This window comes from Paraburkholderia madseniana, from assembly GCF_009690905.1.
GTDB lineage: Bacteria > Pseudomonadota > Gammaproteobacteria > Burkholderiales > Burkholderiaceae > Paraburkholderia > Paraburkholderia madseniana.
The window spans coordinates 1-22,684 of the sequence record NZ_VOSW01000124.1; the positions used below are offsets into that span (position 1 = coordinate 1).

23 protein-coding genes and 1 pseudogene are annotated in these 22,684 nt (G+C 60.2%); 16 read left to right on the plus strand and 8 right to left on the minus strand.

Going from position 1 to position 22,684, the window contains the following annotated elements:
* The coding region (locus FSO04_RS47185; protein ID WP_199203099.1) for a hypothetical protein at positions 1-337 on the minus strand (337 nt) is incomplete at its 3' end.
* 959 nt (positions 338-1,296) lie between these two features.
* Here FSO04_RS47185 and FSO04_RS39395 point away from each other — a divergent pair.
* The 4 genes from FSO04_RS39395 to FSO04_RS39410 all read left to right on the plus strand — a co-directional run bounded on the left by FSO04_RS39395 (position 1,297) and on the right by FSO04_RS39410 (position 6,387).
* A complete protein-coding gene (locus FSO04_RS39395; RefSeq protein WP_154566850.1) occupies positions 1,297-1,845 on the plus strand; it encodes a fimbrial protein in 549 nt (182 codons plus the stop codon).
* Between the two features lie 107 nt (positions 1,846-1,952).
* Positions 1,953-2,711 (plus strand): fimbrial biogenesis chaperone, encoded by a 759-nt coding sequence (locus FSO04_RS39400; protein WP_233465177.1) that lies wholly within the window; start codon positions 1,953-1,955, stop codon positions 2,709-2,711.
* Positions 2,712-2,713: 2 nt separating this feature from the next.
* Positions 2,714-5,350 (plus strand): fimbria/pilus outer membrane usher protein, encoded by a 2,637-nt coding sequence (locus tag FSO04_RS39405; protein WP_154566852.1) that lies wholly within the window; start codon positions 2,714-2,716, stop codon positions 5,348-5,350.
* Positions 5,347-6,387: a fimbrial protein gene (locus FSO04_RS39410; RefSeq protein WP_154566853.1), complete on the plus strand. Its 1,041-nt coding sequence runs from the start codon at positions 5,347-5,349 to the stop codon at positions 6,385-6,387. The genes FSO04_RS39405 and FSO04_RS39410 overlap by 4 nt, the downstream gene beginning before the upstream one ends.
* Before the next feature lie 48 nt (positions 6,388-6,435).
* On the opposite strand, the gene FSO04_RS39415 is transcribed toward FSO04_RS39410, so the two are convergent.
* Complete coding sequence (locus FSO04_RS39415; protein ID WP_154566854.1) at positions 6,436-7,059, minus strand: ATP-binding cassette domain-containing protein; 624 nt, start codon at positions 7,057-7,059, stop codon at positions 6,436-6,438.
* 261 nt (positions 7,060-7,320) lie between these two features.
* Here FSO04_RS39415 and FSO04_RS39420 point away from each other — a divergent pair, with 261 nt between their 5' ends.
* Positions 7,321-8,631, plus strand: a complete 1,311-nt coding sequence (locus FSO04_RS39420) for an MFS transporter (RefSeq protein ID WP_154566855.1) — start codon at positions 7,321-7,323, stop codon at positions 8,629-8,631.
* Here FSO04_RS39420 and FSO04_RS39425 read toward each other — a convergent pair.
* The gene (locus FSO04_RS39425; protein WP_154566856.1) at positions 8,628-9,683 is read right to left on the minus strand and encodes an AraC family transcriptional regulator; all 1,056 of its coding nucleotides are present in this window, start codon (positions 9,681-9,683) and stop codon (positions 8,628-8,630) included. The genes FSO04_RS39420 and FSO04_RS39425 overlap by 4 nt on opposite strands.
* 291 nt (positions 9,684-9,974) lie before the next feature.
* On the opposite strand from FSO04_RS39425, the gene FSO04_RS39430 reads away from it, so the two are divergent.
* Positions 9,975-10,259 carry a hypothetical protein gene (locus FSO04_RS39430; RefSeq protein ID WP_154566857.1) on the plus strand — a complete coding sequence of 95 codons (285 nt, stop codon included), beginning with the start codon at positions 9,975-9,977 and terminating at the stop codon, positions 10,257-10,259.
* 576 nt (positions 10,260-10,835) lie between these two features.
* Positions 10,836-12,740, plus strand: a complete 1,905-nt coding sequence (locus FSO04_RS39435) for an AAA family ATPase (RefSeq protein ID WP_154566858.1) — start codon at positions 10,836-10,838, stop codon at positions 12,738-12,740.
* Between the two features lie 40 nt (positions 12,741-12,780).
* Here FSO04_RS39435 and FSO04_RS39440 read toward each other — a convergent pair whose 3' ends face one another.
* The 3 genes and pseudogenes from FSO04_RS39440 to FSO04_RS39450 form a co-directional block, all read right to left on the minus strand.
* Positions 12,781-12,954, minus strand: coding sequence for a hypothetical protein (locus tag FSO04_RS39440; RefSeq protein WP_154566859.1), 174 nt, complete (start codon positions 12,952-12,954; stop codon positions 12,781-12,783).
* A 76-nt stretch (positions 12,955-13,030) separates the two neighbouring features.
* A pseudogene (locus FSO04_RS39445) lies at positions 13,031-13,711 on the minus strand (TSUP family transporter); the annotation flags it as partial.
* Between the two features lie 1,106 nt (positions 13,712-14,817).
* Positions 14,818-15,126, minus strand: a complete 309-nt coding sequence (locus FSO04_RS39450) for a helix-turn-helix domain-containing protein (RefSeq protein WP_154566860.1) — start codon at positions 15,124-15,126, stop codon at positions 14,818-14,820.
* Between the two features lie 211 nt (positions 15,127-15,337).
* Here FSO04_RS39450 and FSO04_RS39455 point away from each other — a divergent pair, with 211 nt between their 5' ends.
* The 8 genes from FSO04_RS39455 to FSO04_RS39490 all read left to right on the plus strand — a co-directional run bounded on the left by FSO04_RS39455 (position 15,338) and on the right by FSO04_RS39490 (position 19,359).
* Entirely contained in the window at positions 15,338-15,799 is a 462-nt protein-coding gene (locus FSO04_RS39455; protein ID WP_154566861.1) for a hypothetical protein, read from the plus strand.
* Positions 15,800-15,832: 33 nt separating this feature from the next.
* Positions 15,833-16,183 (plus strand): hypothetical protein, encoded by a 351-nt coding sequence (locus FSO04_RS39460; RefSeq protein WP_154566862.1) that lies wholly within the window; start codon positions 15,833-15,835, stop codon positions 16,181-16,183.
* Positions 16,180-16,572: a hypothetical protein gene (locus FSO04_RS39465; RefSeq protein WP_154566863.1), complete on the plus strand. Its 393-nt coding sequence runs from the start codon at positions 16,180-16,182 to the stop codon at positions 16,570-16,572. Before FSO04_RS39460 ends, FSO04_RS39465 begins: the two co-directional genes overlap by 4 nt.
* A 17-nt stretch (positions 16,573-16,589) precedes the next feature.
* Positions 16,590-16,871 (plus strand): hypothetical protein, encoded by a 282-nt coding sequence (locus tag FSO04_RS39470; protein ID WP_154566864.1) that lies wholly within the window; start codon positions 16,590-16,592, stop codon positions 16,869-16,871.
* Between the two features lie 73 nt (positions 16,872-16,944).
* Positions 16,945-17,376 carry a DUF6088 family protein gene (locus FSO04_RS39475; RefSeq protein ID WP_154566865.1) on the plus strand — a complete coding sequence of 144 codons (432 nt, stop codon included), beginning with the start codon at positions 16,945-16,947 and terminating at the stop codon, positions 17,374-17,376.
* A gap of 41 nt (positions 17,377-17,417) precedes the next feature.
* Positions 17,418-18,449, plus strand: a complete 1,032-nt coding sequence (locus tag FSO04_RS39480) for a hypothetical protein (RefSeq protein ID WP_154566866.1) — start codon at positions 17,418-17,420, stop codon at positions 18,447-18,449.
* Entirely contained in the window at positions 18,446-19,027 is a 582-nt protein-coding gene (locus FSO04_RS39485) for a DUF2442 domain-containing protein (protein WP_154566867.1), read from the plus strand. Before FSO04_RS39480 ends, FSO04_RS39485 begins: the two co-directional genes overlap by 4 nt.
* A 122-nt stretch (positions 19,028-19,149) precedes the next feature.
* A complete protein-coding gene (locus FSO04_RS39490; RefSeq protein WP_154566868.1) occupies positions 19,150-19,359 on the plus strand; it encodes a hypothetical protein in 210 nt (69 codons plus the stop codon).
* Between the two features lie 148 nt (positions 19,360-19,507).
* Here FSO04_RS39490 and FSO04_RS39495 read toward each other — a convergent pair whose 3' ends face one another.
* Complete coding sequence (locus tag FSO04_RS39495; RefSeq protein ID WP_154566869.1) at positions 19,508-19,807, minus strand: hypothetical protein; 300 nt, start codon at positions 19,805-19,807, stop codon at positions 19,508-19,510.
* A gap of 317 nt (positions 19,808-20,124) precedes the next feature.
* On the opposite strand from FSO04_RS39495, the gene FSO04_RS39500 reads away from it, so the two are divergent.
* On the plus strand, positions 20,125-20,967 hold the full coding sequence (locus FSO04_RS39500; protein ID WP_154566870.1) for an alpha/beta fold hydrolase: 843 nt from the start codon (positions 20,125-20,127) through the stop codon (positions 20,965-20,967).
* Positions 20,968-21,329: 362 nt separating this feature from the next.
* Here FSO04_RS39500 and FSO04_RS39505 read toward each other — a convergent pair whose 3' ends face one another.
* Entirely contained in the window at positions 21,330-22,217 is an 888-nt protein-coding gene (locus FSO04_RS39505; protein ID WP_154566871.1) for a manganese catalase family protein, read from the minus strand.
* Between the last annotated feature and the right edge of the window lie 467 nt (positions 22,218-22,684).

Here is a 22,684-nt window from a genome sequence, read left to right on the forward strand (position 1 = left end):
TTGGGGGGGTGTGGGTGTAGTGGTGCGTGGAGGTGTGGGGGTGGGTGTGGGCGTTGGTGTGGTTGTGGGTGTGGGTGTGGGTGTTGGTGTTGGTGTTGGTGTTGGTGTTGGGGTTGGTGTAGGCGTTGGTGTTGGTGTTGGTGTTGGTGTTGGCGTTGGCGTCGGAGTTGGTGTTGGTGTTGGAGTCGGTGTTGGCGTCGGTGTCGGTGTCGGTGTCGGTGTCGGTGTCGGAGTTGGTGTTGGCGTAGGTGTCGGCGCAGGTGCAGGTGTCTTCGGAATCCAGCAGAACTTCGAAACTCCATACGCCGGGTCGGTACCAAAAGCCGTATTGCTGCAAGTCACACCGTTGGTGAAAACTTTGCTTACGTTATTGGCAGTCGTGCTCGCGCCATAGAGCACGGTCATCTTGCCGCTGAACGAACAGCGCGCGTTCTCGACAGCGCATTGCGTCCACGCACCAGAGGGACTCGGAGTCGGAGCAGGGGTGGGGGTGGGCGTTGGAGTCGGAGTAGGAGTAGGCGTCGGCGTGGGCGCCGAAGTGCTTTTGTACCAGCAACTCTTCCCATACCCAAACGCGGGATCCGTACTCGACACCGCGCCCGTCGAGCACTGCACGCCGCCCGTGAACGGGCCATTGATATCGTATTGAAGCGTAGGCGACGTGGTGCCGTAAACGACGTTCGCCGTGCCGGTGAACGAACAGAATTGTCCCTCGGCCGCACAGTACGTGTACGTTGTTCCGCTGATCGTCAATGAGCTTTGCGCGTGGGCCGCGCCAACCAGCATCCCGCCGACCGGCGCAAGCATCAGAAGCGCGCGTTTCATTTCGGACTCCGCGAATAGATGTCGTCGGCGATGCCCGCGCGTCAATTGAATGCGTCGAGGCAGTCCGAGGCGTGATCACTGCTGGGGAGCGAAGACAACGAGCTTTAGTTAAGTCGATTTGACTATCCGGTAACGGACAACAGGAAGCTCTTTCCAGCAAAATCGACTTGCACCCACGTTTTAAACGTAGATTTTGCTCGATTAAGCATCATTCGTATGAATAAAGCCGGTAGGGTAGGCGTGCTTTTCAGGAGCAGAAGCGGCCGCGCAAGTAGCTCTTACTTCCAGAAAGCGTTCGTTTTGACACTGCTTCAAACTTCTCCCGTCCAGCTTGACACTGCTTGACTGTCCCTTTTTGGCATCGTCCCGATAATTGCCCCCGGCGCGGTCGGTTTGAGCGCAACGCCATTGCTGAACCCGCCACACACACGGTCTTTCAATACGACGCATTACTCATCAATGGGGATAACCATGAAATTCACGCGCTCAGGCGTTCTCGCTACGGCGGCAATTGCTGCAGCAGCCGCCATGCCGGCCGTTTCGCAGGCAGCCGACGGCACCATCACATTCACCGGCCAGATCACCAGCCAGACCTGCACAATCAGCGGTAACGGCGGCGGCAAGAACTTCACCGTCACGCTGCCGACCGTCTCGACCTCGGCGCTCGCCACTGCGGGCACGACCGCGGGCCGCACGCCGTTCAACATCGCACTGTCGAACTGCACGCCGAACTCGGGCAACGTGTCGACTTATTTCGAACCGGGCGCCACGGTCGATACGACCACGGGGCAACTGATCAACGCCTCGGGCACGGCGACCAATGTCGAAATCGGCCTGCTCAACGGAGACAGCAGCGTGATCACGCTGGGTGCGGCTCAGGCGTCGCAGAACTCGAAGGCCGTTGCGCTGGCGAGCGGTGCCGCCACGCTCAAGTACTTCGCGCAATACGTGGCAACCAATGGCGCGTCGACGGCGGGTACCGTCAATACGACCGTCATGTACTCGATCGTCTACCAGTAAAAGCAGGACGCTACGGGGCGGTGGCCGGCGCCCGCAAGAGGCGCCGGCTGTCGAGGAGATCAGAGCGAACCACGAGTTCGCCACGCAATCAGGATAACGAAATGGCAATGCGAAAGAAATTATCAAGGGCGATGACGGTTTTCGCATTGTCATGGTTGGTGAGCAGCGCGCATGCGGGTGTTGTGATCAGCGGCACGCGCGTGATCTATCAGGCAAAAGAGCGTGAAGTAACCGTCAAGCTCAGTAACGAAGGTGACGCACCGGCGCTGGTTCAGGTGTGGCTCGACACGGGCAATCCGAACGCGATGCCGGACGAATCGAAGGTGCCGTTCACCCTGTCGCCGCCGCTTTTTCGCCTCGATCCGAAGAAAGGGCAGAGCCTGCGCCTGATCTATACGCAGGAGCCCTTGCCGCAAGACAAGGAGTCCCTGTTCTGGCTCAACGTGCTTGAAGTGCCGCCGCGCGCAGCCGCCAGCACCACAGCGGACGATCCGAATTCGCTGCAACTCGCGTTCCGTTCGCGCATCAAGTTGTTTTTCCGTCCTGCGGGGCTGCCGGGAAATGCGGACGAAGCGGCCGCGAAAGTCAGTTGGAAATTTGTGCGCAAGGACTACGGCGCCTACGCGCTCGAGGCGACCAACCCGACGCCCTATCACGTGACGTTCAGCAAGATCGTCGCCAATGAGGGCACGACGAACTGGACCAGTGACAAGGGCGGCATGGTCGACCCGGGCGCGAGCGCGGACTTCGACATTGGCAACGTTGCACCGCTCGCCGACGTGCCGGCGCAAGTCGACTACACATTTATCAACGACTACGGCGCCGGCGTCACCGGCAAAACGCTGCGTGACGGGACCCGCAAGTAATCATGCGCACCCGGGAATATTCTTCGCGGCCGCGAGCCGGAAACTGGTTCGCGCTCAGGCGCAGCCATGCCATGATGCTCGGCGCGCTGGCCGCATGGGGCGCGACGCCCGCGTTCGCCGACTCCACGATGCTTGCCGACGTGCAGTTCAACAGCGAATTTCTGATGAAACCGAAAAGCCAAAGCGTCGACGTGTCGCGTTTCGAGCGTGGCAATCCGGTGCAGCCCGGCGAGTACACGGTCGATCTCTACGTGAACGGAAACTGGGTCGGCCACGACACGTTGCGTTTCGTGGCTCGGGAAGGCGCGGGGAACGCCGTGCCGTGTTTCAGCAAGGCGCTGATCGAGCGCCTCGGCCTGGATTTTTCGGCACTGTCGGATAAGGGCCGCGGCGAACTCGCAAAAGCCCAGGCGGGCGAGTGCGCGAACGTCGCCGATCTCGTCGACGGTGCGTCGCAATCCTTCGACCTGTCCGATCTGCGGCTCGACCTGAGCATCCCGCAGGCAGCGCTGCTGCGCAATCCGCAAGGCTATGTGAGCCCCGAGTTCTGGGACGAAGGCGTGACCTCGGCCACCTTGGGCTACAACCTGAATTCGTTTCGCGTGACGGGTTCGGGCTCCGCGGGGTTGTCAAATACGCAGACCTATCTCGGCCTGAATAGCGGCGTCAACGTCGGCAGTTGGCACTTTCGCCAGAATTCCGCGCTGACGTGGCAATCGAACGGACCGCGCACGTATCAGAACATCGCGACCTACGTGCAGCACGATCTGCCGTCGATCCGCAGCCAGTTGACGCTCGGTGACGCCTTTACCGATGGCGCCGTGTTCGACAGCATCGGCATTCGCGGCGTCGAACTCGCGAGCGACGACCGCATGTTGCCCGACTCGCTGCGCGGCTATGCACCGCTGATTCGCGGCGTGGCGATGACCAATGCGCGCGTGAGCGTCACGCAGAACGGCAACAAGCTGTACGAGACAACCGTCGCACCGGGCGCATTCGAAATCAACGATCTGTACGCCACCGGTTACGGCGGCAACCTGCTCGTCACGGTCACGGAAGCCGACGGCAGTCAGCATAGTTTCTCCGTGCCCTATGCGTCGGTCGCGCAATTGCTGCGTCCGGGCATCACCCGTTTCAATGTCGCCGCGGGCCAGCTTCGCGATGCGCAGGTCAATCAGCACGACAACCTCCTTCAGGGGACGGTGCAGCACGGTTTCAACAACGTCATCACCGGCTACGCGGGGACGATCGTTGCGGACGGCTATCTCGCCGGGCTGCTCGGCGCGGCGGTCAACACGCCGTTGGGTGCGGTCGCACTAGACGTAACCGAGGCCCGCGCCAACATTCGCGGCGTGACCAATACCACCGGCCAGAGCGTGCGAATTAGCTACAGCAAGCTGGTGCCGGCCACCAACACGAACTTCACCGTCGCCGCTTATCGCTATTCGTCGAGCGGTTTCTGGGCGTTGCGCGACGCCATGCTGGCGCGCAGCGCGGTTGCCGCGGGGCAGGACCCGAGTTCGGTGGATCGCCAACGCAATCAGGTCCAACTGACGATGAACCAGAGCTTCGGCAACGGCTGGGGCAATGCCTACGTGGTCGGCTCGACGCTCGACTACTGGAATCGCAGCGGCACCACCACGCAATTCCAGATCGGTTACAACAACGTGCTGCGCGCGCTCGGCACCAACTTCAGCTACAACGTGTCGCTGTCGAGACAACGCGACGGCCTGACCGGCCAGATGAACAACCAGATCTTCGCAAGCGTCTCGATTCCGCTCGGCACGGGCCAGCATGCGCCGACCCTGTCGACCAGCTTCACGCACAACAGTCAGAGCGGGTCGTCCGAGCAGGCGATGCTGAACGGCTCCGCCGGCGTGGACAACGAATTTACCTATGGCGTGACGGCGAACCATGCACCGGGCTCGAGTGCAGGCGGCGTGAACGGCCAGTACCGCAGCCCGTACGCGACGCTGGCGGCGAGCGCAAGCGGCGGCTCCGGCTTCTCGCAAGTGTCGGCCGGCGTGACCGGCGCGATCGTTGCGCATCCGGGCGGCGTGACCTTCGCGAACGACCTGGGCGACACGATCGGTGTGGTCGAGGCGAAAGACGCGAAGGGTGCCCGCATCACCAATTCGTCCGGCGTGCGCATCGACAACTTCGGTTATGCAGTGATTCCGTATCTGACGCCGTACAGCCTGAACACGGTCGAAATCGATCCGAAGGGAATCCCGCTCGACGTCGAATTCAAGTCGACCAGCCAGCAGGTGGCGCCGCGTGCCAACTCGGTGGTGATGATTCACTTCGGCACGGTGACCGGCAGAGCGGCGGTGATCTCGGCTCGCTTACCGAACGGCGCACCGTTGCCATTCGGCGCGACGGTGTACGACGCGAAGGGGCAGGGTGTTGGCGCGATCGGCCAGAACAGCCGCATCTTCGTGCGCGGCGTGGCCGATGAGGGTGCGCTCACCGTGAAGTGGGGCGATGCGGCCGATGAGCAGTGTGCCTTCGGTTATCACTTGCCGCCGAAGGGCGAAGATCGCGGCGCGTATGCGCATATCGATGCCGTGTGTGGTGCGGCGGGCGGCATGACGAACCAGGCAGCGGCGGGCTCGTCTGCTGGAGGAAATACGCAATGAAGAAGTCTCTCCCATTCAGAGCCGCACGGAAATGCTTCGGCATCCTGATGCTAGTCGCTGCGGGTTGTGCCGGCCTGATCGCCAGCGTACCCGCTCACGCAGCGCTGCAATGCACGATTACCGGCTCGGCGGCGATCAGCTTCGGCACGCTCACCGTGCCGCGCGACACGCCGGTCGGCACGGCAATTGGGCCGGTGCAGTCGTCGACCGTTTCTGTTAACTGCCCATCGAATCCCGGTACGGTGCCGCCGTACAACAACGGCTGGTATATCCAGTACTATCCGCAACTGACGAGCAGCGCGGTAACGGGCGTGTGGAACACCGGTATCGCGGGCATCGGCATCAAGGTCGTGGACGTGACCTACGGCAACACGACTTTGTCCTCACTGGCAGTCGGCAAGTGGGGCGATTTCGGCGCACCGATCACGACGACGGCGGCGTTCCAGGGCAGCTTTACGTTCACCTACCAACTGGTCAAAACGGCTGCACAAGTGACGACGGGTGGCGCGGTGAACATCCCGCAGGTGCTCACGCTGGTCAGCCACAATATTCCCGTGAATATAACGTCGCCGGCTCTCGTGACGATCTCGGTCAACAACACCTCGATCGTCGCGACGACGTGCACGGTGACCACGCCTTCGGTGAGTGTCACGCTGCCTACCGTCAATGCCAGCGCATTGAGCCCCGTCGGAACGACAGTCGGCAACACGAACCTCAGCATCGGACTATCGTGTCAGGCCGGCGCGAATGTCTATGTGACGTTGACCGACGCGACCACTCCGGGCAATACGACCAGCAATCTGACGCTGGCGAGCGGGTCGACCGCGACGGGTGTCGCGTTACGCGTGCTTAATAGCGGTGGAACGGCAGTCAGCTACGGGCCGGATTCGGCGGTGGCGGGCAATCGGAACCAATGGCTGGTCGGTGCATCGTCGAGCACGACTCGCGTTCCGTTGACCGCGCAGTACATCTCCACCGGCACGGTAGGGCCGGGTACGGTGAAGGGGCTTGCCACCTTCACGATGAGCTATCAGTGAGGCTTGAAGGTGCGGCGCGTTAACTCGCCAACAACGTGCGGAAACTTTCTAGCCGCGCATACCCAGGTCCGCAAAACCGACGGTTCTCGCCTCGCATGCTTGCGTAAAAGCCGTGTCGTAGCTCGAGAAAAAGACCGTGCGGGTTTCGGCCAGCGTTTTAAACAGATCGACCAGAACCCCGCGCGCCGAGGCGTCGAGTCCGCCGACCGGTTCATCCGCGATCACGACTTTGGTCTCGCCGATTACGGCCCCGGTCAGGAAGAATTTCTTGCGCGTGCCAAACGACATTTGCTCGAAGCGCTTGTCGAGATGCGGATCGAGTCCGAAGCGATGGGCCAGATCGAGCGTGTGACTGTCGACCGTTGTCTTTCTCTCCGACGCCACACGCGCCAGATACTCACGACCGGTCTGCTCCGGATACGTCATGCAGTCTTCGGGCACGTACGTGAGTACGGATTTGGCCTCGCGCGGCGCGGTGCGCAGCGAATGGCCGCCGAGCCACACTTCGCCGGCGTCGGGCTCGATCGTGCCGGCGAGGATGCCCAGCAACGTCGACTTGCCGCTGCCGGATTCATCGTTGAGCGCCACGCATCCTGCAGCCGTGTCGCAATGCAGCCCCTGAAAGATGATGCGTTCGCTATAGCGTTTGCTGAGGTTTTCGAATCGAAGCATGACGTGCGGAGTGTGTCAGCCGAAGAATGTGCCTGACGACGGCAGCGAGGATTCTTCGGGAAGTTAGCGGTTCGCAAGTGTAGCAGTGCGGTCAGATGCTTTCGCTGCATCCGACAATGACACCACCCGCTGACGAGGTAAGCGAAGGGACATCTGCGCGCGCAGTGTAAAGTTGCGTCTTTTTGCGCCGTTAAAAAAGGCTTCACCGCCATTCGGTCCACCTCCTGAACACCTCGACGCTTCCCCCGTCGACCGCAATCCATGCAAACTGCTGCCCGCAAAGCGGCCCAACCGTCCCGCGCCGAACTCAGGCGTATCGTCACGGCAATTGTTATCGGCAACGGCTTCGTGGCGTACGACTTCACCGTCTACAGCTTTTCCGCAGTCATCATCGGTAACCTGTTCTTTCCATCGAGCAATCCCGCGTCGTCGCTGCTGCTCTCGCTCGCCACCTTCGGCGCGGGCTTCGTGATGCGCCCGCTCGGCGCGATCATGATCGGCCACATTGCCGATAGCCGTGGCCGCAAAGCCGGCCTCACGGTATCGCTCACGCTGATGACCCTTGGCACGTGGCTGATCGCGTGCCTGCCGGGCTATGCGTCGATCGGTCCGGCCGCGGCGGTATTGATGGTGCTCGCGCGCCTGCTGCAGGGGCTCGCCGCTGGAGGTGAGATCGGGCCGGCGTCGGCTTCGCTGATGGAATCGGTCGCCTACCGGCACCGGTGTTTCATGGTGAGCTGGCGCGGCGCGAGCCAGGGCGCGGCCGCCTTCGCCGCCGCGCTGGTCGGGGCGTGCACGACGGCGCTGCTGTCGCCTCCCGCCATGCATGACTGGGGATGGCGCATTCCGTTCGTGCTGGGCGGGCTGATCGGACCGGTCGGCTGGTACCTGCGTCGCCGCATGCCGGTAGCCGCGCCGCTGCCGCGTACGCGGCTCAGTCCGAGGCGCATGGTCACGGAATATCCGCGTCCCTTCGTCTGCGGCCTTCTGATGATGGCGGCGCCGTCGGTGGGCATCTACCTCACCGTTTTCTATATGCCGGCCTACCTGGTTCGTACGCTGCATCGGCCGGCGGCAATCAGCCTCTTGACCGCCTGCCTGTCGGGCCTCGTGATCCTGGTGGTGACGCCGCTCGTGGCGCGCGCGGCCGACCGTTTCGTGAGCCGCAAGACGTTGCAGTACGCGGCACTCGTAGCGTCGCTGGCGGCCGCGTGGCCGGCATTCTGGGCGCTGACCCACGGCGTGGGCGACGTCGCCGCGCTCGTCATCATCACGGGGTACGTCGCGCTTGCGGTCAACAATGCCGGCCCGAGTTCCGTGCTGATGATGGAGGCGTTTCCCGCGCATCGGCGCGCGGCGGGAGTTGCGATGATTTACAGCTTCGGCGTCGTCCTGTTCGGCGGATTTTCGCCGTTCCTCGTGACGTGGCTGATCAGCCGGACTGGCGATCCGATGGTTCCAGCGTGGTATCTGATGGCCGCGACCCTGCTTACGCTTGCAGCGTTAAGGGCATTTCCCGAGGCAGAGGCGCCGGAGGCGTGCCTTGCCGGTGCTTCGCAGCCGCCGGCTTAAACGCTCCCCCAGCGCTCCTTTGCGCCGCGGTGCTGCAGGTCCAAGGCGCGCGCCCGCATGTCCTGCGGGCTCATGTCGAAGGCACGGCGAAACGCGCGAGTGAAATCGGACGCGCTCTGAAAGCCGAGTCCATACGCGATTTCCGTCACCTGAAGATGGGGGAAACGAACCAGTTCGTCCGCCGCTTCCCGCAAGCGGCGATTGCGGATGTAGGCGCCGAGCCCGCCGTCGTGCTCGAACCAGCGATAGATGGTGGCGCGTTTCAGTTGTAACGCCTGAACCACGCTGGTCGGTGTGAGGTCGCCCTGGTGCAGGTTGGCTTCGACGTAGCGCCGCACCTGTCCCATCACGGCTGCCTGCATCGCCGCCCGGCTCGCGCCGGTCAGTCGCGTCTCCTTGCGGAAGGCGGCGATCAGCAGTTGGGCGCCGGCATGTAATGCCTCCGCCGCGCTGGCCGGGTCGAGCGTAGGGATTTCCCGGGCGACTGCCGTCAGATGGTCCAGCGCGAGACCGGTCAGCGGCGCACCCTGCTGGACGACGCGGCCGTGAATCGCTGTGGCGTCGCGCAGTTCCTCATCCACGATCGCAGCGGGTACGAACAGGCTCAGAAGCCGGCATTCGGGCCGCTCGGCCCGAAACGGCTGATTCAGGTCGAACGCGACGATACCCTGCACCGAGCCCTGCTCGCTGCGTTTCTTGCGCATGCCCGTCACGTGGCCGACCTCGCCTTCCACGAACAGTTGAAAGGCGTAATCGCGCCGCGAGTCCGTGGAGACCCGCGCGACCGATCGTTCCAGCAACATCGCGTCCGTGCTGCAGTCCGTAAACACCATACCGCCGACCGCATAAAGATCGATCTCGCCGCGAAATCCGCCGGCAACCTGTTCCTTCGACGGTGGCACGTCGACCACGTGCCCCACGCGCTGGCGCCAGGCCAGAAATTGTTCGTTGGCTGTGAGCGCGTGCGTGCTGAAGCTGCTCGTAGAAATGGCGGAGCGCGATTCGGCTGCGGCGGCAGCAGCCAGGTGCGGCGGTAAGGTGCGCTGGTTCATGGATCGGTTGCTGCGAACGAGGCGTGTGGTTCTGGCGAGTAGCCGCGGTAACCAGATATTTAACACGCCGTCGTCGAATATTGAGACGGATGGTAAAGCCTAACAAAAAACCTGCGGTATCGTCGGATGATTAGATGCAGATCGGTTTCATCGACGGCGCCGCCAATCCGTTTATAACAGGCCCCGCGCTGGAAAACGCAAAGCACGCAGAAAGCGCGCCGATTGGCATTTGCGGCGCAATGGGTGCGAGGCCCAGGCTTTGCAGGCGGCCAATTTACGGGGTATCGAAAGATGAGCGGCACGAACAGGCAACCGACCGCCCAGCGCGGCGGGCGGCGTCCGTCCAGTCTGGTGGATAGCCAACTGGAGCATCTTGAGAACATGGTTCAGTACGTCACACGCGGCGACGCGGTTGGCGTGCTGGTCCCGCTAGACCATGAGTACTGGGAAAAGCGCATTCGCGCGCTGGAAGAGACTCACGAGTTGATTGCCAGCCAGCGCAAACGTGTCATCAAGCTTCTCGACCGTCTCGGGAGTGAAGCGCAGACGAAGCTGAGGCGGCGCACCGCTGCCTGAGTCCGGATTTGCAGAAGGGAAAGGTTGCGAGGATCGGGGGTAGTTGCAGGAGAGAAGATCGGTGCCACAAGGTACCGGCAATAAAAAAGAAGGACCTGAGAGTGCGGTAATGAGGCGGACGGGCCCACAGAGGTTCGCCGCTCAGTTGTGAAACCGTTGGGTGTCTTGCCCATCGGACGTTTGGGGGTGTTTTAACAGAGACCTCCGGACTTGGCCGAGCAACCGGCTGGGGATCGCCACGAAAGTGTCGTCCTCGCCGGGCGCTCGCTCGGCTCACCCCTGTGTCAAACCCAACACCTGCCTATATAGCCGCCAGCCTGTCTGGATGGGCACCTTTAATATTCCGCGATTTACTGCGACATTGACCGCTTTTTAATAGGGCGCGGTTACTTTCAGGTATGCAGAATACGCAGTGAATATAGCGCTGATAAACTGTGCGCCGGAACAACAGGTCGTCGCTTTCAAGGCGCGATCGCTCCCCCAAATTCGACGATACGAATCGCCGGACTACCCACCGATACCACCTGTATTTGACCCGTATTGGGGCCCCCTTTGGCCCGTTTTTGGAAGTGACTCATGAAGCCGGGAAAGAACTCGTTTGGGAAAAGACGCGCACGCAAGATCGCCATTGGGGTCAGTGCTGTATTCATCGCGGCATTGCTCGCACTGAGCGGCTGGCTTTACCAGCAGCGCGACGCGCAGACAACCCCGGCGCTTACCGGCATCGCGAATCAGATGCGTCACGATCCCTCGGTATGGACGCATGAAGAGAAAGACGCATCGCAAATGCTGCGTGATATTCACGACGTCAACGTGGCCGCGATCGGCGTGAGCCCCAACGCGATTCTCGTGTCGAAGCGCGACGGCGCGAAATACTTCGTCACCGACCATAACGCGACGTTTTCGCACGCACTGCTGCTCGGCGAACCCAAAGCTGACCGGGCCGCATCCTATCAGCTCGTCTGGCTGCCCGACGCCGACATTCGCATCGGCGCGTCGCGCTGGGTGCCGGTGTTCAATCAGGTGCGCGACGCAATCAGCTTGCTGTTGCCGCTGTTGCTGATCGGCGGCATGGTGTGGTTCATGCGCCGCGAGATGAGAGGCGGCGCGTCGCTTCTCAGCAGGGCGCCTACGCTGCGTTTCGACGACGTGATCGGCGCGGGTGAAGCGAAGGCGGCGCTCGCGGATATCCGCGGCTATCTGTCCGATCCGAAGCAGTTCACGTCGATGGGCGTGCGCGCACCTTGCGGCATTCTGATGGTCGGCGGCCCTGGCGTCGGCAAGACGCGGCTCGCCCAGGCGCTCGCCGGTGAATGCGGCGCGAACTTCATTTCGATCACTGGCAGCTACTTCAGTGCGAAGTACTACGGTGTCGGTATCCAGAAGGTCAAACACCTGTTCGAACTCGCGCGCAAGAATGCCCCCACGGTCATCTTCATCGACGAAGCCGACGGCCTCGCGAAGCGCACGGATACCGGCGGCGGTCCCGTCGAAGCCGAGAGCAATCGCATCATCAACCAGTTGCTGGCGGAAATGGATGGCTTCGCTTCGAATGAAGGCGTCATCATCGTCGCGGCCACGAACCATCCCGACAATCTGGACGAGGCGTTGCGCCGGCCGGGCCGTTTCGATCGCACGGTGCAGGTCCGTTTGCCCGATCGCGAAGACCGCGCGAAAATTTTCCGTTTCTATGCGGAGAAACTGAAGTCGAAGGCTGCAGACATCGACTACGACCAACTCGCTCGCCTGACCACCGGCCTCTCTCCGGCAACGGTCGCGATGGTCGTGAATCAGGCGGGACTGGTCGCGCGCAAGACCGGCGAGACGGAAATCGCCGCGAAGCATTTCATGGAAGCGATCAAGATTGCGCGCATCGGCGACGTGAGTGGGGCAGAGCGGGCACTGAGCGAAGACGAGCGTACGCGTATCGCGGTGCACGAAGCGGGACACGGTCTCGTCGCCGCGCTGCTCGGCACCGGTGTGCTGGAAGAGGTCACGATCTTGCCGCGTGGCGGCGCATTGGGTGTGGCGCTCATCACCAAGGCGCAAGACAGGCACCTGTACCGCGAGACCGAGATCCGCAACGAGATTCAGGTCCTGCTCGGCGGTCGCAACGCCGAAATTCTCACGTTCTCCGAAGCGTCGAGCGGCGCCGCGTCGGATCTGCAGGAAGCGTCGCGCATCAGCCTCGACATGGTGTCGAAGTTCGGCTTCAACCGCGATGGCGATCTGTTCAGTCTCGCGGCGCTGCCGTCGCAGTACGCGGGCCTGCAAATGAAGAGCGCCATCGAGCACGCCAACGTGCTGCTCAAGGAGTTGAACGAGTTGTGCTATGGGCTGCTGCACGCTTATGAGCCCGTTCTGCGAGCCATTGCCGACGAACTGCTCGAGCGGGAGACGGTTCCGGGCGAAGCGGTTTACCGGCTGATCAAGGAGCACAAGAGCGCGCTGAAGATCGTCCACGAGCCGGCTGCCGCTTGATCCGCGCTTGTTCCGTTTTGCCGCCACGAGAGCGGGAACGTCATTTCTTAGGTGGTGGCGTGTCGCCCTTTTGCGGCAGAGGCTGATCGAGACCCGGTTCGACCGGGGTAGGGATGGCGTCGCCAATAGGCTTGGAGACCTCGGTAGGCGGGCTGCCGGGGTCTTCATCCGGCTTGTTTTCGTGCTCGTTCGGGGGATTGGGCATGTTGGCCACGATGGCTCTCCGGTGGATTGCTATGAGCAATGAGTAGCAATGCGCGTTCCACGGCTGGCCCGCACAGCCCACACCCCTACAAAACCCCGGATTTCCAGACCATTTGCGCAGCGGCTGCCAGAACGAACACCAGAACCAGAACGCGAAACGCCCCCGGCGGCAATCTGTCTCTAAGCGGCCGTACCAACAGTATTCCCGCGATCACCGGCACACTCGCGCACACCGAAATGACCAGATCGCTCCAGCTGGCATGCGCACCGCCGCTAAACGTGGCAACCAGCGTGATGATCGACACCACCAGAATAATTGCGATCTGCTTGGTAAAGACTTTTCCCGTCGCGCCCGTGGCGATCAGATACATCGCCAGCAAAGGCCCGGGCACCGAAGCGATGCTCTCCATCACCGCCGCCCCGAATCCCAGTACGAAGCCCGCCGGTTTCGCCCATCTCGGCGACAGCGTGAGCCGCGGCGAAAGCAACAGGAGCAGCGCAGCAACGATCAGTAATACGCCAGCAGCAGCCTGCGCGCGATGGGGCGCAAGCGAAATCAGTACGCTCACGCCGACGATGTTGCCGATCACCGTACCGATCAAGGGCGCGGCAATGCGCCGGACCGTCGGCAGCATGTCGCCGCCTTCCAGTGCCTGTGGAATATTGCCGAGAATGATCGGCATCGACAGTAGTAGAACGGCCTCCTTGATCGGCATGAACTGGCTGAGAATCGGCATCGCTACCAGCGGCACGCCGATACTCGCGAGCCACCCCGAAGTTGAAGCTGTGTGGGCATGTCGCTAATGCCATGATTTAAATGAGTTTTTTATGGATATTGACGCGTCCATCCTTCTGCGTCTTTTCTTGGTCTATCGTCGGGTCCCAATGTCCATACTTGGCCACACTTTGGCAGCGTCATGCAGGTCAGGGAAGAGTCCCTTGACGCAACCAATCAGGGTGCTCGAGACAACTGCGAGTCTGGCGGTCCAATCTTTTGCGAAGAGCGATTTTCAACGAATGTTTCGCTCAGCGAGCAAAACGACATGCCGTCAAGCAGCATCCCTCACAAGACCCCATCGAAGGCCAACTCGTAGCCCTCTGACCGGAACTCGTCCTTGGTGATTCTCAAGGCCCGGTTGAGAACCAATCGAACGCTGGGCCTTGCCTGTGAGGATTTATTTTTTTTGGGTCTTTAAGGTCTGTGGGTTTGGAACAGAAATGCGAGGCTCGAATGGTACGGCGCCTGCAACCTGAAAGGTTGCGTCGTCAAGCTACAGTGTCGGATTCTCTGAACACAGTCGAAATGCCGATTTGACGCAGTGGACCAGTTCTGGTCGCGCGGTCGTCACGCCAGTCTCGTTCTCAACACACCGAATGGCGTCCGGAACGTTCGCCAAGGAAACGCTGGTTGCGATGCCGGTCAACGCGAGTTCCGCTGGTGTAGCCGGGGTCTTTATCCGGCTCGGATTTGCCAGCAACGATTCGACGCGTTTCCTTGTGTTTGACGCCTCTGCCCCTACGTAGGCGGTCCCCATGAGTTCGAGCACAGTGTTTACCTGCTCGATAGCCACGCCGCGCGCGACGAGTCAACTCTGCAATGGCGGGGCGACAGATTTGGTTGCAGCTAAATACAGTATCTAAAACTATTGCGCTACAGGCTGGCTGAAATCCGCGCTCGTTTCTTCACCATCCCATTACCTTGACGCCAGTGAACTCGCCGACCTTCTCGGCCTCTCGCTGCGCACAATCATCCTGCGAGCAAAACACCGTCCTTGGCTGCTGCCACCACGCGCCGCCGTCTACGACCGTGAACTATTCCGTTGGCGACAGGATGTCGTTGAATCATGGCTCGCCGAGAACTCGAGCGAGTCGGTCAAATTTTAGATGATGCGCGCCGAGCTTTTTTGACGGGCCGCTTTTGAGCCACGACAGGCTCGTCTTCTCCCTCAATTTTTGCCAGCAACTCAGCTGCGTCCACGTTAAGGGCGCCGGCTAGCTGCCCAATGTTGTCTAGGGAGATATTCGTAATCATCCGCTCAACTTGGCTAACGTAGGTGCGATGCAATCCCGCTAGGTCGGCCAACGCCTCCTGCGAGATTTTTTGCGTGGCCCGTAGTCGCTTTAGATTTTTCGAAAGCCGGCTCCGTAGTTGGGCCTGCATAGGCTTCAGCTCTTCTTTCATATGGCTGAAGCATCGCCCAACGCATCGAATGTATCTACAGCCTAAGCATCGACACAGTTTAAGTCTACAGAGTTTACATCTACATTGTTTGCATCTACACTTGGCCTTGAAACGATGTTCTTCACAGGCTTCCGCGGGACGCCGCTTCCAAATTTGAGCTGACGCCGCTCGGGTACCCGAAGTCTCTTTGCCAAACGGTAGGAGAAGTGAGTTGGAAATAGTCCATGTGCACTACGTGCCCGCAACTACGCGCGCGGCCCTCACACGCATCGGTGCGCCCGTCACCGTGGAGCTCGAAGGTGAAAAAATTGACCTACCGGCCCAAGTGCTTCCCGGCGAAGTGGAGTGGCGTGCTGATTTGCTCAAATGGCTTGTTCGCAAGTGCGTGAGCGACTACGCCGAAACTCACATTCAGCAGTGGGACGACCTTGACGAGAAGATGGAGCTGCAACTGATAGTGCATACAGGTCTGCATCCGCTTGAAGCGCGAACCGTTGTGCAGGAGGCACAGGCGCTACTCAACGGACTTGCAGCCGACGAGTATGCGAGCTTGACCAACGGGAGTCCGTTTTTTAAGGGGCAGGTTCTAGCAGAGTGGGACGGACTCAAAGCGCGGTATGCCCACATTCTTCGCAGCAGTGCCGAGTCATCACGCAATGGCGCAGCGACCTAACAGCGCCCGGGCGTCCGCACATGGAGACCGACGATGAAGCGGACCCGCAAGAAGCCTCTACGTGTAGGCACCGAGACCGACCGAACGCTTGATTTTGCGCTCGCGGATGTTTCCAAGGATTTTCGGCGTCGGTTCCTAAGACACTGCAAGCAATATCGACGTGAGTTCAGTCAGCAAGGTACCAACCACTTCAAACAACGCATCAAAAAGCTGTTCTGCAAAACCTTCCTGGACACGTTACTGCATGCACCTACCGGGAAGTCAGCGAAGCAGCGCGATGCATTGGTTTTCATCCTCGCTGCGGCATCGGCGCCGCGCGAGTTGCGGCTTTCGGGCGTACCTGCCGAGCTAGCCCAGCCAAGACGGCGAAAGAGAACGAGATGAGCGAGCAGAACGCCAGCCGTCCGCGGCTTGACCACAGTGCGCTGTATCTGCGGGACGCGCACGACTCTGGATTGTCAGCACATTCGCGATTCAGATGCGTCTTTGAGTCCGTCTATCTCTGCTGTTGCGAGCTTGCCGAGTCGCATGGAATCTGCCTGGATGGACTGACGCATCCGAGTGCTGATGTGGTCGACGCTGGCTTGACCGCATTAAATGCGTCGTCGTTGGAGCGCGAGGTTGTAGAGCAGTTGAGCGAGTGGGCCAACAGCACATCGCCTTTTGTGCCATCGGTATCCATGGATGATGCTTGTCGTCTTGCGGAGCAAATTAACACAGCGACGATTTCGTTCTTCTCTCGTCGCGGACCAGCAGCTCCAGTTGAAGTTTGAGGAGGAAACCTCGCGTCATGAAGGTAGCCGAATTGATGGATTTCCTGCGCAATGCCGACCCAAGCGCCACGGTTCTGTTTGTGGCGCCTGGCGATAAGGAGCCGGACGCCCAGGAGGTCAAATTTATCTCGTCGAACGGCGCCAGTTGGACTCGAGAGCAAGGTGTCGATAAAGGACGTCCATACGAATTTTTGTACATGGGCGAGCCACATCGCGAGCTTCGCACTGACTGCGAGAACGTCACCTACGAAAGAGTCCTAGTCGTGCTGCTCGCAGCAGACGAAGCAACTCCGCTCTAGATGCGAGTATGAAGAGCGTTGCCAACGCTAGGTGCGGTGGCCGGTCAGCGATACGCGCTGGGAAAAGTTCGCCATGAAACTGGAAGACCGCGTGCTGCGCTCAATTGCTAGGCGGCACAGCGTTGTGATTCTCCGTTCGGAGCTTGCGGCCCTTGGCAGTCCCGCGCAACTAAGTCGCGTTCTATCCAGCCTAGTTAAGACCAAAAGGCTGGTGCGAATCGGAGTGGGAATTTACGCCAAAACGCGGCTCAATAAATTTACGCGTGAGCTTGCGCCGGCCGCTACGTTCGAGGAAATAGCGGCGGAAGTGTTTCGCAAGTTAAAAATTGACGTCGCTCATGGCAAGCTGGCCCGCGAGTACAACGCAGACAAAACCACCCAGGTACCAATGCTTGCAATAGTGGATACGGGGCGCCGTCGTATTAAGCGGCGAATTTCGTTGGGTACCAGGATTATCACTTACGAGCGCAGCGGCACGCGCCAGCGTGAGGAGAGGCAACCTTGAACGTACGAGAGATGCCCCTGTTTTGTCTTCTGGAGTAGCACATGGTTGAAAGCAGTTGGGACATTGCGATGCGACGCATCGACGCTGAGTTCGATGTCCCCCAATTCGTCGCATCATCGCTTGTGCGCAAAATCGCAGCTAGTGAATTCCGACTACCGGCGACAGACCGCGTTAAGTTTCAGCGGCTGCCTGACCACGTGATTGAGCGCATAGAGCAAATTGTTCGCGACGCCTACCTCGAGGCTAGCGAAGACGTCGGGCGCGAAATCTTGCGAGAGCGTTTTTGGCAGCAAGCCTTAACTGCGCGGCGGGATTTGGTTGCAGACGGTGAACTGATTTCGGAAGCCGATTTCCGCCAACGCCTCGGCTTAACTCAGCGGCGTGTGGGCAAAATGCTAGCGGACGGAAGGGTCTTCTCGATGGCGGTCGACAACGTGACGTACTACCCCGCATTGCTCGCAGACCCAGCACTTGACCGCAAGCGATTGCAGGAGATTTGCCGGATTATCGCACCTGCGCCGCCGGAGTCGCGTCTCGATTTTCTCTCTGCGCCGCGGGGGAGCTTAGGCAATCGAAGTCCGCTGCAAATGCTTGGCGACGACGTTGATTTCAAGCGTCTACGGCAAGCGGCCGTAGCGTGGGCGGCGGAATGGTCACGCACTGTGGTCAGGATGTATGTGGGAGAACACGAAGAAGAACCAACGGACGCGGAACCACTCTATACGGCGGCAGCCGAGGCGGACCCTAGGAGTCCATTGTGGCAGCGCGCCTCGGAAGCGCTGCACGCCGATGGGAATGAATGGCCGTTAGGTCCAAATCCAGACATCCGAAAATTTACCCTTTTTGTTGCGAGGCAAGTGGCAGGCGCTTCCATGTTGACACCAGAGGCTTGCGTGCAAATCATTGTCGATGGCGAGCTGATTCAAATCCGAATTGTCGCCGCACCAGGAACTGCGCTGCACTCGGAAACGTTCGCTCGCGAAAAGCGCGAGAGCCTCGTCGAAATCGCTAAGCGCGTCGTTAGCAATCTCTGCAAGCGCTTTTCGTCGACTATGAGCGGTGGTGACGAATGACAAATCCCAACGACCTAATAGCAATCTCAGTCACCGCAAATGAGGACAATTTCAGACTCTTTCTAAAAGATGGCCGCGAATTTCGAATCCCTTGGCGATGGCTTCCTCGAGTACTAGCAGCGACGCCCGAGCAACGAAGTGAAGTTCGAGTTTCTGCATTTGGCACGCAGTTGCGCTGGGACCAGTTGAACGAGGATGTCTGCGTCAGCGCGCTCATGTACGACGCCGAGCAACTTCTACTTGAGGAAAAGCTGAGCGAGCAGATACCCGACGACTTTCCGCGAGACACGACGCCCGCATCGCTGTCCGGGTCACAGTCAAAACTCGCCGCGCGGAGGATTGCCGGAAGGATTGTCGTCGGACTGACGGCGCCGGAACGATATGAGCGATGGGACCTTTGCGAAGACTTGGCGCGGCAACTTGTTCCCAAGACCCTCAAAGACGCAGCAAAGTATCCCGAGAATACACGCGATGTGACGCTCCGACGCATGCGACGAGCAATTGAAGGCAAGGGATGGACGAGTGTTGTGGAGACGGATTGGCTTATACAACGGCTGCGGGTCTTGCTCGGCTGGTAACGTGCAACTGGACGAAAACTTACTTGTCCATCGCCTTGGTGCACGTGTGGCGCGAGAGCTGACCGCGGTTAGCGTTGCCTCGCCGTCGCGCATCTCAGGAAGCGCCGTATTTGAGGTCGGGTATGACGGTAGACGAGGTAGCACGCTTCATATTCGTCAGTCGAGCACATGTGCTCCTGCTCCATCAACGCGGCGAACTGCGGGGAAGTGTTGGTAAAGACGGCGAGACCGTCATCGACGAGGATTCGGCCCGCACCTATAAGGCGGAACGGGATGCAGCGAGGACGCAGTACTTTCGCACTCAGACTGAAGACGACCTGCTCAGGGAGTGAAAACAAACGTTCACTTCCATGCGAGCTGCTCTCGGACTTCAACGCGGTTTCTAATCATGTAGCCCTAGCTCCGTGCTTATCCACGTTCATTAGAAGGCTGCATTGCTCATTAAAGAACGCCGCGTTGAGCGGGGCTTGAAGTCGTAGGTTAGCCTTGGAAGTGTCGGCTGCGTGGGTCGTCTGCAGGCAGCTCCTCACGCGTAAGGAAGGTCTGGCCACGAGTGCCCCAGTACTCGTAGCGCGTCCAGCTGTCATCCCACCAATCCGGTGCGCCATCCTCAGTCACCACCCCTTCAAGCAGCGACATCAAGTCTGCGTCGATGTATTCAATAAGGTAGCCCGTCTGCGTAGTCATCTGGGAACCCCAGTCGGTCAAGCGACGTCCATCGTCCCAGGCGAGCACCTGGCAGCCGAGGGCCTCGTTGTAGTTCGTGCTGTTGCTAGCCATCACCTCGCAGCATTGCTCGACCGTGGGCTTGAGTTGGGACCAAATAGATGAGGACATCAGCGTGAGGGGATTGTTGCGCGACGCTGAGCGCCGTCATCTTGAGGAGCGGTTGAATGCACAGGTATCGGATTGCCGTTCAATCTCGTTGTCGCAGTACTCGGAGGAACGACTCCGTACCTAATGACGTGGCTCCAGGCACGTCACCAAGAACAGTTTTTCCTCATCTATGTCTGCGTTGGTTCCGCAGTGAGCCTGGTTACATACCTTGTGATGGCTGAGACCAATGGCAAGCGAATCGAATCTAGCACGGTGAAATCATGATGGAGTCGGACTTCCAGCGGCTTTCGCGATTCGCGAAGCAGATGACGGACAGCGCAGGCAGCATCAGCTATCTCGACCTTGGCAGCGGTAACCCCATTGTCTTTGTCCACGGTGGTCATGGCGGCTGGTATCACTGGATGGCCAATATCGAGTCTCTCGCAATGCATCGGCGAGTCATCGCACCGGACCTTCCGGGCTTCGGTGCTTCGGCAAGTCCCAGCGACGGTTTCTCACTTGAGGTAGTTGGAGGCCGTGTCTTTGATTTGCTGGATTCGTTGAAGGTTGCGCTGTTTGACCTCGTTGCCTTTTCCTTCGGGAGCTGCATCTCAAGCTATATGGCGGCGACGAGACCTGAGCGAGTAAGGACGCTTACGCTGGTCAACCCTGCTGGCATGGGACCCGTTGCACAACGCCTGAGCGACGCCCAGGCAGAGGCGTCTGAAGTCGCCCGTACGCGGGGCATGGAGCAGGGCGTAGAGGTCTCGCTGAAGAAAATCATGCTGTCTGACCACGCACTGGTCACGCCTGAACTCACCGCGCTGGCGGCGCACCACGTCAAGGCGACAAGGGTGCTCACTCGCCCCATCGCACGGACGAATCCCACTAGAAAGAATGTGGAGTTGGTGCAGGCGCCAGTCTGGCTCGTCCTGGGCTCGAAAGACCCTCATCAGACTCATGAACTAGCTGCGCGCGAAAAATGGATTAAGGACCTCTCACCGACGAATCGCGCATCGGTAGAGCCTGCTGCTCACTGGCTCCAATACGAGCGCGCCAGTTGGTTCAACAAGCACGTGCTTGAGTTCATATCGTCGCGGCACGCTCATCGTCAACACGCGTAGCTAGATAGCTAGGCTCCGCGAAGTCGACTTCCTTTGCTACGACTTGATTGAGACCAACCGAAGAGCCGACGCGATGGAAGGCCACCGTGCCTCTGCCAGACTTCTGATAACGCGCTGGCCCACTTCGCGTAGATGGCGCGGCGAACGTGCTGCCAGCACCGGTTATGTCTATAGCTATTCAAGTTCCACAGGCGACTGTTCGGCGCTCGCGAAACGTGAGGCGCCTAGGGCGCGGGACCGTCAAGCCTCCAGTGCGAATGAGCGCGCCTAACACGCACGCTCGCTGCGCTGCAGGCGCGGCCGTTCCGTTGCCCCCGGAGATGGGAAGCGGCAGCGAAATTCGCCGTCGCCTACCCGTAAGGTCACTTTTCCGGCGCTGCCACTTCCTGGCCGGCACCGAGGTCGGCACCTGTCGTTGGGTTCGAAGTCGTGTCCGAAGCTGTCCGTGCAGCCATCGCTGACAGCACTTTTACATCCGCGCCGGAAACGTTCACCGTGGCCAATCCGTCGCCACCGTCGACCGCCGGCTCGGGCGCGTCTACATATTCCCAACCCGGGCCTTCGTTCCAGGGACCTCGCGGCGATTCATCGCCCTGTGACATGTTGTAGTAGACATTTGTAAATTGCGGCACCCCAGGACGTTTGCCTTGCGGGAAGTTGGGCTGAATCGAATGCAGCGCTTTCTCAAACGACTTCTGGTGAGCAATCTCCCGGGTCATCAGAAATCCAAGCGCCTCAGAGATACCGGGGTCATCGGTCACATTCATCAGGCGTTCATAGACAATCTTGGCCCGCGCCTCTGCGGCGATGTTTGAGCGCAGGTCCGCCGTTGGCTCGCCGATTGTGTCGATATATGCTGCGCTCCAGGGAACGCCGGCTGAATTGGTGAGGGCCGGGCCGCCTCCGTATAGGAGGGCAGTCGTGTGGGAGTCGTTGCCCCCTCCCGTCAGCGACCGGTAGAGTTCGGCCTCCGCATCCACCCCTTCTGCTAACTGCCCCTTCGCTCCTTTGTTTAGCATTGCCACGATAGAGCCGATGATTTCGAGGTGGCTCAATTCTTCGGTGGCGATGTCAAACAATAAATCCTTGCGGCCCGGGTCGTCTTCGCCGACTGCTTGTGTGAAATACCTGCAAGCGGCAGCCAGTTCTCCTTGCGGACCGCCGAATTGTTCCAGCAACAGATTGGCGAGGCCGGGATTCGGCGCTGCCACACGGACGGTATATTGAAGCCGTTTGTTGTGCACGAACATTTCACTTCTCCGTTGAAAGCCCGACGCCACGGACTGCCCTGTCAGGAAGTACCGTCAATAACATCAGGAGCGTAATCGGGCTGGTTGTAAAGCCCGGACAGCGGCGTGTTGCTTGCTCAGGCCGCACCCTTGCGGGCGTCCGGGTCTCGGAGCAATTTGCTCCGGCGAATGTGCAGCTTGGGCCACACTATGAAAAGCGCTGCGCTGCTGAGTGCGCATGAGGCGTACCCGGGTGGGGGGCTGGCTTGTGGCCTTAACTTAAGTGCGGCTTTCACCGGTTCATGATTCCTGGAAAACTTCGGCGTCGATTTCTGCGGCGCGAAAACGGCGCGCTGACACCATTCCACTCCGAATCCGGGCACGGCCGGCGCGGGAGACTCGCTCTCTTAGTAACCCGTCCAAGACTGGCGCGGAGCCGGCCGGGGACAGCAAGTGCAAGAGGTTTCAAAAGCGGGCTCCCGTCGCCC